This is a genomic window from Acinetobacter sp. NEB149, assembly GCF_012516415.1.
GTDB lineage: Bacteria > Pseudomonadota > Gammaproteobacteria > Pseudomonadales > Moraxellaceae > Acinetobacter > Acinetobacter lwoffii_V.
The window spans coordinates 253,651-269,272 of sequence record NZ_CP051208.1 but is presented as its reverse complement, the minus strand read 5'-3'; the positions used below and the strand labels follow the sequence as shown (position 1 = coordinate 269,272).

Below are 15,622 nucleotides of genomic sequence, written 5' to 3'. Positions count from 1 at the left end.
TTGCCGATCTTTTAAACAGCCCGATCTTTGCTATAGTGCCGCATGGTTTAACTTGAACTGCGAAGGATTTTCAGCATGAGTTTTTCACAAGAGGTATGGCAACGTAATCTCGGACTTTATCAGAAGACCCTGGCCCTGCCCTTTAATCAGCAACTGGCGCAAGGTACTTTAAGCCGTGAAGCCTTTAGTCATTATGTGATTCAGGATGCGCATTATTTACTGGCCTATGGCCGTGCACTGGCCGTGTGTGCCGCCAAAGCTTTTGAAGCGGACGATGTAATCCAGTTTGCCGAGGCAGCCAAAATTGCGATTGTGGTGGAACGTAGCCTGCATGATGGCTTTATGCAAGATTTTGGCATTAGCAAAGAGCAATTTGAGCAGACACCGTTGACGCTGGCATGTCATCACTATACTTCTTATCTGACTTCGACCGCCTGGTCAGAAAGCTACCCGGTGGTGCTAGCCTCGTTGCTGCCTTGTTTCTGGATTTATGCCGAAGTTGGTAAAGATATTGTCGACAACTCTGCGCCGAATAATCCGTATCAGGCTTGGGTGGATACCTATTCAGGAGAAGAATTCCACACTGCGGTGCGGAATGTGATTGCGACCGTTGACCGTGTTGCGGCGCGTGTTGATGCCGATACACTAGAAAAAATGCATGCAGCTTATACGCATGCGGCCCGTCTGGAATGGTTGTTCTGGGACAGTGCCTTTGAGCAACGCCAGTGGCCTGGTCTGGATGAATAAGACGGACGAATAAAAAAAGCCCTGTTTAAGATAGGGCTTTTGGGTTATAGCTGATCAAAAAATTTCTACTGTCATAAACCGATCATAAAAACGGCTTAGTCTGAAAAAAACAAGGATAGAACTGGCCGGTACGCTAGACCTAGCTATAAGCCCCAAATTGCCGAACAATAATTGAGAATAATTATCAATTAATAAAATCAATCCCGGAAAGAGGCAGATGATATGCACACTTTAGGCACCGAAGCGATTCGGGCATTTTTTACCCTGCAATGTTGCTGGCTCAATAATGAAGAAATCTATTTGGAACAAGGCTGTCCAGATTGTAGCTCGGCAGCGACTTATCTGATTTACCATACCAACACGCATATCCAGAAACATCTGCTGAAATTTATTGAAAAGTATCGCTGTCATCAGGCGCGACGTAACGATTTGCTCGACCTGGATTTTTTCCAAAAAGACTATGAGGACTTTCTGCACATTCTGGAAAATGAAGTCAATTTTTATGCACGTCTGCATCATGATGTGTCACGTGAACGCTGCTTTGAAGAGATCGAGTCTATCTTTGAACGCCATTATGCAATGGCTTATTAGGTATTGGCCTTGTACATGATCATTGTGAATATTTAAATGATCTGCTGTTGTGTTTCTTAATGTTGTGATGAATTGACCAATCACCGACATAACTTGACGTTTAAAATACTTTTATTTGCACTTGAACATTTTTCATCCGGTATCATATAAGGGTTTTTGATGAATATTCTAGGATCCTTGCATGAGCCAAAGCCACATCCGTATTCGAGGCGCACGTACCCATAACCTGAAAAATGTGAACCTTGATATACCACGCGACAAGTTTGTGGTGATTACGGGACTGTCTGGTTCAGGAAAGTCCTCGCTTGCCTTTGATACCTTATATGCCGAAGGTCAGCGCCGTTATGTGGAATCGCTGTCTGCCTATGCCCGCCAGTTCCTCTCCCAGATGGAAAAACCGGAAGTGGATTCTATTGAAGGCTTGAGTCCAGCGATTGCCATCGAACAGAAATCTACCAGTCATAACCCGCGTTCGACCGTGGGTACCATTACCGAAATTTATGACTATTTACGCCTGCTGTATGCGCGTGTCGGTACACCGTTCTGTCCTGAACATGATCTGCCGATGGTGGCACAAACGGTTACTGAAATGGTCGATGCAGTCAAAGCATTAGAAGAAGGCACTGCTCTTTTACTATTAGCACCGGTGGTGCGTGAACGTAAAGGTGAATATACGGCGCTGTTTGAACAGCTACAAAGCCAGGGTTTCGTCCGCGCCCGCGTCGATGGCGAGATCATGGAAATTGATCCGCCACCAGAACTGGACAAAAAGAAAAAACATACCATTGAAGTGGTAGTCGATCGTTTTAAAGTGCGTGATGATCTGGGCAACCGTATTGCCGAAAGTTTTGAAACGGCGCTGCGTCTTGGTGGTGATATTGCGATTTTATCCTGGATGAAGGGCGAGCATAACGATCGCGTATTTTCAGCCAAGCACTCCTGCCCGCAATGTGACCGCGCGGTGGCTGAACTGGAACCGCGTTTATTTTCGTTCAACAACCCTTTTGGCGCCTGTCCGGTCTGTGATGGTCTGGGGACCCGCAGCCATTTCAGTGCCGACAAACTGATTCCCAATCCTGAAGTCAGTGTCAGTCAAGGCGCGATTCGTGGCTGGGACCGTCAGCGTCCTTACTATTACAGCATGATCCAGAAAGTCGCCGAGCATTTTGGTTTTTCTCTGGAAACTCCATGGAATGAACTGGATGCTGACACCAAGAAAAAATTTCTGTACGGCACTGGCAAAGAAAAAATTGATCTAAGTTATATCGATGAACGTGGCCGACGTCATAATCGGGTCATTCCTTTTGAAGGGATTTTGCCGCATCTGGAACGCCGTTATCGTGAAACTGAAAGTAATTATGTGCGTGATGATCTGGCGCAGTATTTATCCAATGCTGCCTGTGATGCCTGTGATGGTTCACGTCTGAATGAAATTTCGCGTAATGTGAAAATTCTGGACAAGACCATTGCTGACATTACCCGCATGTCGATCGGCGATGCTGAAAGCTATTATCAGGGTATTCATTTGGAAGGTGCACGGGGTGAAATCGCCGACAAGATTTTCAAGGAAATCCGTGAACGTCTGCACTTTCTGGTTTCGGTCGGCCTGAATTATCTCAGCCTGTCGCGTTCTGCCGAAACTTTGTCTGGTGGTGAAGCGCAGCGAATTCGTCTGGCCTCACAGATCGGTGCTGGCTTGATGGGCGTCATGTATGTGCTGGATGAGCCATCAATTGGTCTGCATCAGCGTGATAACGACCGTCTGTTACAGACCTTGATCCGTCTGCGTGATCTGGGCAATACCGTCTTGGTGGTCGAGCATGATGAAGATGCGATTCGTGCCGCCGATCATATTATTGATATCGGTCCGGGTGCCGGTGTACATGGCGGGCATGTGATTGCCGAAGGGACTTATGATGAAATTCTGGCCAATCCTGACTCGCTGACCGGAAAATATTTATCTGGCAAGTTAAAAATTGAAGTCCCGAAAAAACGGATTCAACCGCCTAAGCCTGAGGAACAGATCAAGCTGATGGGGGCATCCGGGCATAACCTGAAAAAAGTCGATCTGACCATTCCGTTGGGCATTATGACCTGTGTCACCGGGGTGTCCGGTTCAGGTAAATCGACCTTGATTAACCGGACTTTATTGCCATTAGCAGCGACCCAATTGAATGGTGCCACCACCCTGACGTCGGAAAAATTTGAATCGATTGATGGTTTGCAGTTCCTCGACAAAGTCGTGGATATTGACCAGAGCCCGATTGGACGAACCCCACGTTCTAATCCGGCGACTTATACCGGTCTATTTACCCCGATTCGTGAGCTGTTTTCCCAAACTCAGGAAGCCAAGGCACGCGGTTATGCTGCCGGTCGTTTCTCGTTTAACGTGAAAGGTGGCCGCTGTGAAGCCTGTGAAGGTGACGGCATGATCAAGGTGGCGATGCACTTCCTGCCGGATATGTATGTGCCATGTGATGCCTGTCATGGCAAACGCTATAATCGTGAAACGCTGGAAGTGAACTACAAGGGCAAGAATATTTCCGATGTCTTGCAGATGACCGTTGAAGATGCGATGCATTTCTTTGATGCCATTCCGGTGATTCACCGTCGTCTGGAAACATTGCATCAGGTGGGTCTGGGTTATATCCGTCTGGGTCAGTCTGCGACCACTCTTTCTGGTGGTGAAGCACAGCGTGTCAAACTGGCGCGTGAACTGGCCAAACGCGATACCGGTCAAACCCTGTATATTCTAGATGAACCGACCACAGGTCTGCATTTTCATGATATTGCCAAACTGCTGGATATCCTGCATCAGCTCCGTGACAAGGGTAATACCATCGTGGTGATTGAACATAATCTGGACGTAATTAAAACTGCCGACTGGGTGGTGGACTTAGGCCCTGAAGGTGGTTCGGGTGGCGGTATGATTGTCGCGGAAGGAACGCCTGAACAGGTCGTGAAAGTCAAAGCTTCTCATACGGGTAAATTTTTGAAACCGTTGTTGAAATAAAAATCTCCTCCTAGCCTCCTCTTTGATAAAGAGGAGGCATTCCCTCCTTTCGCAAAGGAGGGTTAGGGTGGATTAAAAAAATAAATCTATTCTTAAATTTGTTTGAGGGGGAACAAAATGCGATTTTCTGAAAGATATGGTTATAAGCCCGTACGTGACATTATTCAAAAAGAAAGTATAGATGATGCTTTAAAAAATGGTTTGTGGAGTGTTTTTCATAGCTATATTTGGAATCGGATTGAACATGGACATAATCAAAGCTCTTTTACCCGTAATTCAAATATATACTCGTTAGTAGAATCTTATTGGCTTAATCTTTTTAAAAACCCTACAGATACCATCCCTCAATGGACATCTGATTCTTTAAAAATAATTAGAGATTACTTTTTTAATTGTGCATGGCACGAAATTTATAGCTTGATTGAAGAAACAATTGAGCACTACCCCTATCAAAGAGTAAGTAATAAAGATTCATTTATAACTAATATCAACAATATGCTAGAGCGTGAAAATAGTGCTTACCGAATTATAAATGACGAAATCATTCCAATAACTTCCGAACAAGAAATTCAATCCATCGAAACTGCTTTAGAAAATACAAATCAATATTTAGGTGTTCAACAACATTTAAATCAAGCTTTAAAACTGATGTCAGATCGTCAAAAGCCTGACTATCGAAATTCGATTAAAGAATCTGTTTCGGCATTAGAAGGTATGTGTCAAAAAATATTAAAGAAGGACAAAGTAACTTTAGGTGATGCAATTGGTCAAATTGAAAAACAATATCCAATACATCCTGCATTAAAAGCCAGTATTAAATCTTTATATGGTTATACATCCGATGCAGATGGTATTCGCCATGCAATGTTAGACGAATCAAATCTTTCTTATATCGATGCAAAATTTATGCTTGTTGCCTGCACAAATTTTATTAACTATCTGATCGACAAAACCAGAGATCATCCAAATTAGATCACATGACTGGCGACATGGATGTCGCCCGTTCGACTGTGCTAAAGGGACTTAGCATCAGTCGAACAAATGCATTTTGCTACTTTTGTGCAGTTCAAAAGTAGAGAAAACAGTCTTTTGAACTAAACCTCTGCCACCGCATTACGTCCTTTGGCCTTTGCTGCAAACAAAGCATCATCTGCATTTGACAATAAAGCCATCCAGGACACGGCACCAATGGCAACCCCAATACTGACCGAAATCTGAATCTCGTCTCCTGCTGCAGTCACAATATGACGCTCAGCCACTTCAGCCCGAATGTTATCGGCCACAATCAATGCCTGCTGCATCTGGATATTTTCAATCAGCACCAGAAATTCATCGCCCCCATAACGTACCAGCAAATCTGTAGCACGGACATTGGCCTTTAAACGCTCGGCCACCAGCTGAATCACCTGATCGCCAATAATATGCCCATATTGATCATTCACCTGTTTAAAATGATCAATATCAATAATCATCAAACAGGTTTGGCTCAATTGACCCGGCTGATTTTCCATAAAACGAATATATTCTTCTAGCGCGAAACGGTTGGATAATCCGGTTAAAGAATCGGAATGGGCAATATTCTTTAAACGGAACTCTAGCGCATCACGTTCTTGCAACATCTGTTGCAATTTCTGAATGGCAGCGAATAAAGAATCAGAATGATTCACTTCACGCAGCCGCATATCAATTTTCTGACGACCCAAGTTTTTAGACAAACTCAACAACATGCGGCGTGCCTGAATTAGCGGCAGAAAAACCTGTTTACGTGCAAAAATCATGGTTGAAATCGCGGTCAGCAATGAAATCAGCGATACCAACACGCTCCAGATCAAACGCTGCATATTGCTGTTCATCTCTTGAATAGCGGCATCTCTGCTATATTGCAGCAGGTAAGTTTGCAGGTCTACCACAGTCGAAAATTTATCTACGATCGCTTCAGTCAGCTCTGTTCCGCTCAAACGGTAGTCACGTTGCTCCAGACTGTCACTGATCAGCTCACTCACAATCGGTAAGCCTTGCTGAATAAACTCGGTTTCCACCCGCCGATGTAAACGGATGAATTCCTCAGTCTTATCTTTAACAGGTTGAATGGTATCAATCAAGGCCCACAAATAACGCACCTGATGTTGGGTCTGTAAAGAGCGGGTAATATTTTCAGTGGGAAGCGGAGCTTTAAAAGTCACATGCGCCATGATAGACGAGGCCACACGACCGGCCTGATCACGTAAATCAGATAAAAATAGAATCTGGCTAATATAGTTATTCAGAGGGGTCGATGAGCTATCTGAAGCCACCGCCACGTCACGCAAAAGTTCACGGCAACTTTCCCAGGCAGCAAACATCGCCAGAATCGCCTGATCAAGTTCTTGTGCACTACGTTGCTGACGTGGCATCCGGGTATAGGCATCAACCTGTGCACGCCCTTTTTTCAAACTATTCTCAAGCTGTGAAAGTTGCTGACTCAGGTTGTTAAAACCGACCTCCGTCAAAACATCAGCCGTCTGGGAGAGCTGCCGATCCACCTGTTGACGGTAGCTGATTAACTCTTGCTGATGCTGGGCAAATTCCTGCACCGAACTGGACATGGCCTTATTGGCAGGCGCACGCTCACGCGAAATTTTATTTGCCAGGTCAGCGACCTGCTGCAATGCATTCAATTGTTGATAGGTTTGTCTGGATTTTAAATAACTTTGACTGCTACTCACAATTAAGGGAATACAGATGCAAAGTAAACATAAAATAATAATCGACATCGACCAGTACAAACGTTTACTGATCCACTCAGAGCGTAAGGTATTCATGCTGTTGTATTACGCCCCAATATGACAAGCAAAGCTAAATAGATTGATTATTATACAAATAAAACAGGATGGTCTTAAAGCCTTTAGTCTTACTTCACTTATGTTTTTAATGAATTTTTATCATCTATTATTTTCAGATACTTAAGTTAGTTCATTTGAAACTTTAATGCAGGGTTTCATAACCACAATTCCCTATAAAGTCTTACAAAAGCAAGGGAATTTAAGCAGCTAAAAAATATAAAAACTTGCTTTCTGCACTATTTACACCTGCAACAAATAGGTGCATAATGCACCGCAATAGGGCGAGTTAAATTATTCCTCAGCAGATATTTTAGTTTACCCGCAAATTTTGGCGAAAAAAGCCCGATTTTCTATGAAAATCGGGCTTTTTTTTAGCTATTGAATTTTAGACCTCTATTTTTACTTTTCAATATGCACTATTTTGGTGCTTAAAATTATTCTAATATTTATTTTTCTCATCTTGTTTTGAGTTGAAGGTTTTTTCAGAAACGGAATGATCCGAAATAAAAAATGCTGGACAAAAAAAAGCCCAACCTTGGGGAAAGCTGGGCGATAAAACAAAAAATTGTGGAGAATCAGGCTAAATCACTATAAAAGTGTGAACTCTAACTTGATTTTCATATTATGTAAAATTCCCCTCAAAATGTAAAGCCGATTGCTCCAGTCAAGATTATAAAACATGCCCATTTAGCTCAAAAAACAGACACCTATTCTAAGATCCAAGCTGATGATGCTTTAAAATCAAGCAATCCAATCAAAGACCTGATGCGCCAGACATTTTGCACTTCTTGACACATTTATGAATTAACTCACCTATTATTAATTGTTTTAATAGATAAATGTATTATAATTAATCGTATTAATTGATTAAAATAACAACATAATTTCTCCTTAATCTTTAGTCCCGATTCTATATTTAAAGTCTAGATTTTTGTTATACAAGAGTTTTTATATAAAATAGCTTCGGAGCCTAATACTTGAATTTTACACAAAATTAATACAATGATTTAGCTTAAAAAATAGCGATTTCGAATTGGATTGACTTAATAAATTGTTACAATACAATACGTTTTATGTTGTACATCTTTTGTAACAAAATGGTAAATATCATGAAAAAACTAGGTTTAGCCACTGCTGTATTATTAGCGATGACCGGTGCTCAAGCATATCAATTCGAAGTTCAAGGTCAGTCAGAGTACATCGACAACACTGCAAATGACAAAGACTTCACTGGCGCTGTTCAAGGTACTTACTACTTCAAAGATGTAGACGCTTCTAAAGGTCCTTTAGCTGAAGCTGCTTTCCTGAACCAAGCTTCTAATGTTGCTCTAGCGTATAGCTATGGCGAAAACGGTCAAGAAGAAGCTGGACGTTCACGTACTGTAAATCATACTTACGGCGTAAAAGGTGAAGCTTACGTTCCAACTTCAGTTGTGCCTGTTTATGCAAGCGCTTCTTATAGCCATACCATTGCTGATAGCAAAACTGCTAACGCAACTGACGATCAAGGCGACCGTTATGCATTAGAACTTGGTGCTTTAGTTGCTCCTAACTTCTTAGTTGCTGTTGGTTATACCAGCGTTGCTGACCAAGCTTCTTTAGATGCATTCAATATTGTGTCTAACGGCGTTGCTAAAGCTGCTCTTGAATCTGCAACAATTGCTGATAAGACAGATGCGATCACTGCACGTACTAAATACGTTGGTGCAATCGACGGTACTAACATGTCAATTGGTTTTGAAAGCGGTTTAGTTTATGGTGAAGATACTGCCTACAACTTAGGTACAACTCTTTTCCTTAACCCACAGTTAAGCGTTGGTGCTTCTTATATGGAATCTAGCTTTGCTGGTTCTCCAGACAAAGCTTGGGGCGCGAACGTAAACTACTTCATTACTCCTGCTGTTGCAGTTGGCGCATCTTATGTAAATGCTAACTACGAAGCAAATCTTGCGCAAACTGCTCAAGTTCGTGATACTCAAACGATCGGCGTAAATGCCAAATTCCGTTTCTAATTTCTGATTAGATTCTGAATCAAAAAAGGACGCATATTGCGTCCTTTTTTATTGTTTTATGACTCTGTTTACTCAGGCGTACGTACCAGACTTAAGAAGTGCAAATGACGTTCATATTGATCAATGATATCCTGCAATAGATCTTCTTGCGTCCACTCCATCACATCATAACCCTGCCCACCTTCTCTTAAAAAGACTTCTGCCTGATAGGAATCTACTCCCGCATTCTCCAGTTCAGCCATAAAGCTTGGACTTAAAGTCTGAGTGGCATTGACCTGATAGATAAAATTAATTTCATCCTGATGATCAACACGGAGCTGTATACCGTCTTCTAGCGGGCTAATCGCTACATGTAATCGGCGCCGTTTCAATTCACTTTGAAAGCTGAGAAATGCCTTATTCACCGTATTGTGAATATACTGCTGCACCTCTTCCTGAGTATGCGGATAATGCATGATCAGGCCTAAGCGCTGTTGCCAGCTGCGTGGATTCTGGATCGCACGCGGGGTAATCCGTGCGGCTTGCAGTGCATGCATTTTGGTGACATCCAGATGTAGGGCTTTGATTAATCCCCAACACATCAGCAGCATAATAAATGTAAATGGCAAAGCGCTCATAATCGTGGCCGATTGCAAGGCCTCTAAGCCACCGGCCAGCAAAAGGATGATGGCTAATAAAGCCATGAGTACGGTCCAGAACAGACGCTGCCAAGTCGGTGAATTATCACTTTTCGCTGTCAGATAATCAGTCACCAATGCCCCTGAATCGGCAGAAGTCACAAAGAACAGCATGACCAGTAAAGTTGCAATGATGCTGGTCACTGAGCTGAAAGGCAGATTGTTCAGAAACTCAAATAGGGCCACTGATGAATCACGCTGAACTGCCTCTAATAAGCCAGTATTGGCTTCATGCATAATGCTGTACAGTGCGGCATTGCCCATAAAGCCCATCCAGATCAGGGTAAATCCAGTCGGAATCAGCAATACACCCACGATAAATTCACGAATACTGCGGCCTTCCGAGACCCGGGCAATAAACATCCCGACAAATGGCGACCAGGAAATCCACCAGGCCCAGTACATGATGGTCCAGCCCCCAATCCAGCCACTTGGCTGATAGGCATACAGATTAAAGGTCATACTGAACAGATTTGAAACATACTGGCCGGCATTCTGAATAGTCGTCTGTAACAGATAAATACTCGGACCTGCCACAAAGACAAAAATCAGCAACAGCAGTGCAAGTACCAAATTTAGTTCAGATAAACGTTTAATTCCTTTGTCTAATCCAAAAAATACGGAAGTCGCCGCCATGACACTGACCACAATAATCAAAATGACCTGAGTACTGGGTGCCTGTTCAATGCCAAACAAATAGTTCAAACCTGAATTGATTTGGGTCACCCCGAAACCAAGCGTAGTAGCGACACCAAATACCGTACCAATGGTGGCAAAGGTATCGACGCCATCTCCAATCGGTCCATAGATCTTTTGACCAATCAGCGGATACAAGGCCGAACGGATTTTTAAAGGCAATTGATGCCGATAAGCAAAATAAGCTAACGATAGGCCAACAAGCGTATAAATGGCCCAGGCATGTAAGCCCCAGTGGAAAAAGGTGACCCGCATAGATTGTTGTGCAGCCAGTACGGTTTCAGGTTCACCGGCAGGTGGCGTGACATAATGCATCACCGGTTCGGCCACACCAAAGAACATCAGGCCAATCCCCATCCCTGCGGTGAATAGCATCGCAAACCAAGAGGCGCTGCTATATTTCGGCTGGCTATGGTCGGGTCCCAGTTTGATTTTGCCCATATCCGACAGGGCAATATAAACCAGAAGGATGAGAAATATCGCCACCGACAATACATAGAACCAGCTAAAGGACGTAGTAATCCACTGGTTCAGTTGCTGGGTGAAAACTGAAAAAGCATCGGGTGCAAATACGACCAACGCTAAAAATATCGCAATAATGGCGACAGTACTAATAAAAACATTTGGATTGATATTGGCAAAACAGGATGGTTTTGTGGAAGGCATACATCCTCCATTTTTTAAAAATTGGATCGACAAACAGCGTCAAATAATTATTGGTAAGGTCAAAATGATCAGACAGATTCAGTCTATGGGAGCTAGATCTCCTGCTATTTTAGGATGTGACACAAAATAAAGCCGTTAAGTTACTGTAACAAATACAATAAAAGGATGAGTCTTATTGCCCAGGCGGGTTTTCTCTATTTTTCACGTTCTTTTTATGCGGTAGACGTGCGATATATTGCAAGGCAATTAAGCGGGATACAATCAGCGCCAGATACATCACCCCGACAAACATCTGGATAATGGCTAGCATCCGTGCGACCGGACTGACCGGCATGATATCAGACAGTCCTGTTGCAGATTGCACACTGAAACTAAGAAAAATCAGATCCAGCCAGGGTTGATAGGCTTGCAGATCGGGGTCTGAAAAGCTGTACGGCACCAGCAGCTGACAGATACTGTAGAGGAAGGCAAAGCCCCAGGCCAGCAAGGTAAATACTGCGCCAGCGGCAAAGAGTTCATCCTTGGTCAGATAACGGTCATGAAACATATAACGCAGTAGGCCATAGGCTGCACTAAAATAAGCACCAGCTTCAAACAGGTGGGCGGTGACATGGATCCAGGTATAACGCAGTCCCAGCACAATCAGGGAGGAAAAGAGAATTGCACCGGCGACAAAGCTGAGTCCTAAAATGGTAAACATCGGAGTCTGGCGAATGACTCTGGCAATCACCAGCAAAACCAGAACACCCAGTACCCAGGTTCCCGCCCGATAAGACATGCTTCCATAACTCAATACCGACAAGATCAGGATCAGCAATTGCAGGCACAACAGCCATGCCGAAGGCAAATGGGTAAAGCTGTTCCAGAACTGCTGCAGAGATTGCTTCATAATGCCCTTCTTGTTGCTATTCTTGTTACTATCTTCATGTAGGGAATACATTGTTATTGTTAACAGCTTTTAACATAGCATGCTCAAAGCCACTTGCAGATATACGATTTGTATGAAAATTACTGAAATAACACTGCACAAATCCAGCCAGCTCAATGCAATACGGCATTTATCCTAAAGAAAAAACTTGATGATATCTCCATAAAAAAAGCCCCTGACGGGGCTTTTTTAGCGTAGCGCAGATCTTAGTGATCCGATGCGCCTGAGATACCAATACCGGTTTGTGAGCGTACAAACTGCGCATCAAAGGCTTTGCGTTCTGCCTGAGCCTGTGCCGAATTATCCGTCACAGAGAACAACCAGCAGCACAAGAATGATAATGGCATCGCGAAGATTGCAGGACCATTGAACGGGTTCACTGGCGTATCAGAAATACCCAAAGTATCGACCCATACTGCTTTAGACAGCACAATCAAGGTTACTGCGGTTACCAGACCTGCAACACCACCAATCACTGCACCACGTGTCGTCAAGCCTTTCCAGAACATAGACAATACCAGTACCGGGAAGTTGGCACATGCCGCAACAGAGAATGCCAGACCGACCATGAAGGCTACGTTTTGTTTCTCGAACAGAATCCCGAGAATCATCGCGAAGATCGCAAGACCTAAAGTCGCAATCTTAGACATACGTAGTTCCGATTCAGGCGTGGTTTGGCCTTTCTTCAACACGTTGGCATACAAGTCATGCGAAATTGCTGAAGCACCTGACAGGGTCAAACCTGCAACCACTGCAAGAATCGTGGCAAATGCAACTGCAGAAATAAAGCCCATGAACAGGTCACCACCGACTGCATCAGACAGGTGAACCGCCGCCATGTTATTACCACCCACCAGCTCCAGCTTGCCAGTCACTGCCATTTTCGCAACATCAAGGAATTGCGGGTTGTTCGATACATAGAGAATCGCACCAAAACCAATGATGAAGGTTAATAGGTATAGGACTTACGCATTGACGGATTCAAAAAAGTATTAAAATAGTTTATAAAGTATCTGTGATCAGACGAACTAAACATGCTTCTACAGCAACTTGTACATTACCCATTTATATGGGCTTTCTCATGACAGAACCGAACTCTATTAGCTGCACACAACTTGCCGAGACTTATAATATCTCGCATGATAGTGTAAATCGCTTTCTAGAGCGTGAAGACTACACACCTCACGACCTATATCAAGAAGCAATTCAACATATTGATAATAATAAACTTATAGTCAGTATTGATGATACTGTTTTAGATAAACCATATAGTCAACATATGGACTTGGTTAGCTATTTTTGGTCAGGCAAACACCACCGATCCGTCAAGGGGATTAATCTCATTACCTTGTATGCGACAGATCAGAATGGTCAAAATATTCCAATTAATTTCCGAATTTATGACAAATCTGAGGGTAAAACCAAGAATGATTACTTTATGGATATGTTAAGTGAAGTACTTAGTTGGGGTGCAAAGATTCAATTTATTACAGGTGATAGTTGGTATTCATCGACTGCAAATCTAAAAACCATAAGAAAACATGGTATTCGATTTATGTTTGGTATCGACTGTAACCGTAAGGTTTCCCCTGAAAAAGGACAATGGTTTCAACTGCGTTTATTGCCGAATTTCCATCAGGGTCAAGTGGTCTGGCTCAAAGATTTTGGCTTTGTACAATTATTTAAGACTCAGTTAAAAGAACAGCAGAGGTTTTATATTGTGTATCAAGATGAAGATGATTTATTGTCCTTTGAGGGTTTTCATGAATTACATTCAAGTCATTGGAAAATAGAACAATATCACCGAGTGATTAAACAGGTTTGTCATATTGAAAAGTTTCAAGTAAGACGGTCTAAACTGATTTTGAATCATATTTTTTCAGCCTTAATGGCCTACGTTGAGATACAAAAGAACCAGTTTGAGGGGATCTTTGAAAATGTATATCGTTGGCAGAAGAAATTATTTAGACCAATGATCAAAAACTTCATTGATGACTTTATTCTCGATAAAAATCATCTGCTACCACAGAGAGTCTATAAATAACAGTGCGTAAGTCCTATAGGTAGAAATAACCAATAAAACCTGTAGCAACTACGACTGATTTACGCGCTTCTTTGGCATCTTTTACCGTGAAGAAACGCATCAGGATATGTGGCAGACCTGCGGTACCAAACATCAATGCCAGACCTAAAGAAATCGCATCAATCGGATTAGATGCCAGACTACCCGGACCCATGATTTTGGTCGCATCTGTCAGGCTCAAGTCATGTACTTTTGAGTAGACTCCAATCGCCTGTTCAAACATGTTGGTAAAGCTGAAGCCCACACCTTTCATAACCATGAATGCCATAAAGGTTGCACCAGACAGCAACATCACCGCCTTGATGATCTGTACCCAAGTGGTTGCCAACATACCGCCGAACATCACGTAGGCCATCATCAACAAGCCAACGATCACGACTGCAATGTTATAGTTCAGACCGAATAGAAGTTTGATCAGCTGACCTGCACCCACCATCTGTGCAATCAGATAGAACGCGACCACAACTAGTGAACTTAAAGCAGCCAAGGTACGTACCGGTTTTTCCTGCAAGCGGAAAGACACTACGTCTGACAGGTTGTATTTACCCAGGTTACGCAGACGTTCTGCCACCAGGAACAATACAATCGGCCAGCCCACCATGAAACCCAGTGAATACAGCAAGCCATCAAAACCGGACAGGAATACCATCGCGGAAATACCCAGGAACGATGCAGCTGACATATAGTCACCGGCAATCGCCAGGCCATTCTGGAAACCGGAAATACCGCCACCGGCAGTATAGAAGTCTTTGGTATTGGTGGTTTGTTTTGCTGCCCATTTGGTAATAAACAGCGTAGCACCTACGAAAATCACAAACATGATAATCGCGTGCCAGTTGGTCGCCTGCTGTTCTGCTGCACCCAGATCAGGACCAGCGAATGCAACGCCTGAAGCCACTATCGTGGTCGCTAGGGCAATAAGAGAATTCCATTTCATCTTAGTGGTGTCCTTTTTCATGCGCAATCGCTTCGACTTCACGGATTGCTTCTTCAGTCAATTGATCAAGTTTGTTATTGGCAATGTAGGAATACACACCACACAAGATAAACGACAGGACAATGATACCTAGACCAAGTGGAATACCCCACGTGGTCACACCACCTGAAATTGAAGACAATAGAAATTCTTTGTTGTAACCAACCAGCAACATGAAACCCACATAGACAAATAGCATAATGCCGGTCAACGTCCAGCTGAGCATACTTTTCTTGCGGACCATTTCCTTGAATTTTGGATTTTGTAGAATACGATCTACTTGTACCTCATCCATAATTACTACTCCTGTAGCCCAACCTTGGGCCTACTATTTTTAATTCGAATTATCACTATCACAAGTTAACAAGATTCGTATGTGCTTGTAATTTAGACTTTGGTCGTTAAAAAATG

At 43.1% G+C, this 15,622-nt stretch carries 10 protein-coding genes and 2 pseudogenes; 6 read left to right on the top strand and 6 right to left on the bottom strand.

What is annotated here, in order from left to right:
* Positions 1–75 precede the first annotated feature (75 nt).
* The 4 genes from tenA (at position 76) to HGD77_RS01210 (ending at position 5,323) form a co-directional block, all read left to right on the top strand.
* Entirely contained in the window at positions 76–747 is a 672-nt protein-coding gene (gene tenA, locus HGD77_RS01225; RefSeq protein WP_004729210.1) for a thiaminase II, read from the top strand.
* A gap of 222 nt (positions 748–969) precedes the next feature.
* The gene (locus tag HGD77_RS01220; protein ID WP_004729209.1) at positions 970–1,338 is read left to right on the top strand and encodes a hypothetical protein; all 369 of its coding nucleotides are present in this window, start codon (positions 970–972) and stop codon (positions 1,336–1,338) included.
* Between the two features lie 181 nt (positions 1,339–1,519).
* A complete protein-coding gene (gene uvrA, locus HGD77_RS01215; protein WP_004729208.1) occupies positions 1,520–4,351 on the top strand; it encodes an excinuclease ABC subunit UvrA in 2,832 nt (943 codons plus the stop codon).
* Positions 4,352–4,468: 117 nt separating this feature from the next.
* Positions 4,469–5,323, top strand: a complete 855-nt coding sequence (locus tag HGD77_RS01210; protein WP_004281382.1) for an AbiJ-NTD4 domain-containing protein — start codon at positions 4,469–4,471, stop codon at positions 5,321–5,323.
* A gap of 122 nt (positions 5,324–5,445) precedes the next feature.
* Here HGD77_RS01210 and HGD77_RS01205 read toward each other — a convergent pair whose 3' ends face one another.
* Positions 5,446–7,152 (bottom strand): sensor domain-containing diguanylate cyclase, encoded by a 1,707-nt coding sequence (locus HGD77_RS01205; protein WP_129716247.1) that lies wholly within the window; start codon positions 7,150–7,152, stop codon positions 5,446–5,448.
* Between the two features lie 1,118 nt (positions 7,153–8,270).
* Here HGD77_RS01205 and omp33-36 point away from each other — a divergent pair.
* The gene (gene omp33-36 / locus HGD77_RS01200; RefSeq protein WP_257220113.1) at positions 8,271–9,185 is read left to right on the top strand and encodes a porin Omp33-36; all 915 of its coding nucleotides are present in this window, start codon (positions 8,271–8,273) and stop codon (positions 9,183–9,185) included.
* Between the two features lie 68 nt (positions 9,186–9,253).
* Here the strand turns inward: omp33-36 and HGD77_RS01195 are convergent, their stop codons facing one another.
* The 3 genes and pseudogenes from HGD77_RS01195 to HGD77_RS01185 form a co-directional block, all read right to left on the bottom strand.
* On the bottom strand, positions 9,254–11,224 hold the full coding sequence (locus HGD77_RS01195; protein ID WP_004729199.1) for a BCCT family transporter: 1,971 nt from the start codon (positions 11,222–11,224) through the stop codon (positions 9,254–9,256).
* Between the two features lie 172 nt (positions 11,225–11,396).
* Complete coding sequence (locus HGD77_RS01190; RefSeq protein WP_004729196.1) at positions 11,397–12,113, bottom strand: ion channel; 717 nt, start codon at positions 12,111–12,113, stop codon at positions 11,397–11,399.
* Between the two features lie 245 nt (positions 12,114–12,358).
* Positions 12,359–13,111, bottom strand: a pseudogene (locus HGD77_RS01185) (sodium:solute symporter family transporter); the annotation flags it as partial.
* A gap of 56 nt (positions 13,112–13,167) precedes the next feature.
* On the opposite strand from HGD77_RS01185, the gene HGD77_RS01180 reads away from it, so the two are divergent.
* The gene (locus HGD77_RS01180) at positions 13,168–14,196 is read left to right on the top strand and encodes a transposase (RefSeq protein ID WP_080591915.1); all 1,029 of its coding nucleotides are present in this window, start codon (positions 13,168–13,170) and stop codon (positions 14,194–14,196) included.
* A 16-nt stretch (positions 14,197–14,212) separates the two neighbouring features.
* Here the strand turns inward: HGD77_RS01180 and HGD77_RS01175 are convergent.
* Both HGD77_RS01175 and HGD77_RS01170 read right to left on the bottom strand, forming a co-directional pair.
* Positions 14,213–15,172: pseudogene (locus HGD77_RS01175) on the bottom strand (sodium:solute symporter family transporter); the annotation flags it as partial.
* A 1-nt stretch (position 15,173) separates the two neighbouring features.
* Complete coding sequence (locus HGD77_RS01170) at positions 15,174–15,506, bottom strand: DUF485 domain-containing protein (protein ID WP_004281374.1); 333 nt, start codon at positions 15,504–15,506, stop codon at positions 15,174–15,176.
* Positions 15,507–15,622 lie beyond the last annotated feature (116 nt).

Bases quoted from the DNA above. Each gene is read 5' to 3' on its own strand.
- tenA (WP_004729210.1), top strand. From the start codon at position 76: ATGAGTTTTTCACAAGAGGTATGGCAACGTAATCTCGGACTTTATCAG.
- HGD77_RS01220 (WP_004729209.1), top strand. From the start codon at position 970: ATGCACACTTTAGGCACCGAAGCGATTCGGGCATTTTTTACCCTGCAA.
- uvrA (WP_004729208.1), top strand. From the start codon at position 1,520: ATGAGCCAAAGCCACATCCGTATTCGAGGCGCACGTACCCATAACCTG.
- HGD77_RS01210 (WP_004281382.1), top strand. From the start codon at position 4,469: ATGCGATTTTCTGAAAGATATGGTTATAAGCCCGTACGTGACATTATT.
- HGD77_RS01205 (WP_129716247.1), bottom strand. From the start codon at position 7,152: ATGAATACCTTACGCTCTGAGTGGATCAGTAAACGTTTGTACTGGTCG.
- omp33-36 (WP_257220113.1), top strand. From the start codon at position 8,271: ATGGTAAATATCATGAAAAAACTAGGTTTAGCCACTGCTGTATTATTA.
- HGD77_RS01195 (WP_004729199.1), bottom strand. From the start codon at position 11,224: ATGCCTTCCACAAAACCATCCTGTTTTGCCAATATCAATCCAAATGTT.
- HGD77_RS01190 (WP_004729196.1), bottom strand. From the start codon at position 12,113: ATGAAGCAATCTCTGCAGCAGTTCTGGAACAGCTTTACCCATTTGCCT.
- HGD77_RS01170 (WP_004281374.1), bottom strand. From the start codon at position 15,506: ATGGATGAGGTACAAGTAGATCGTATTCTACAAAATCCAAAATTCAAG.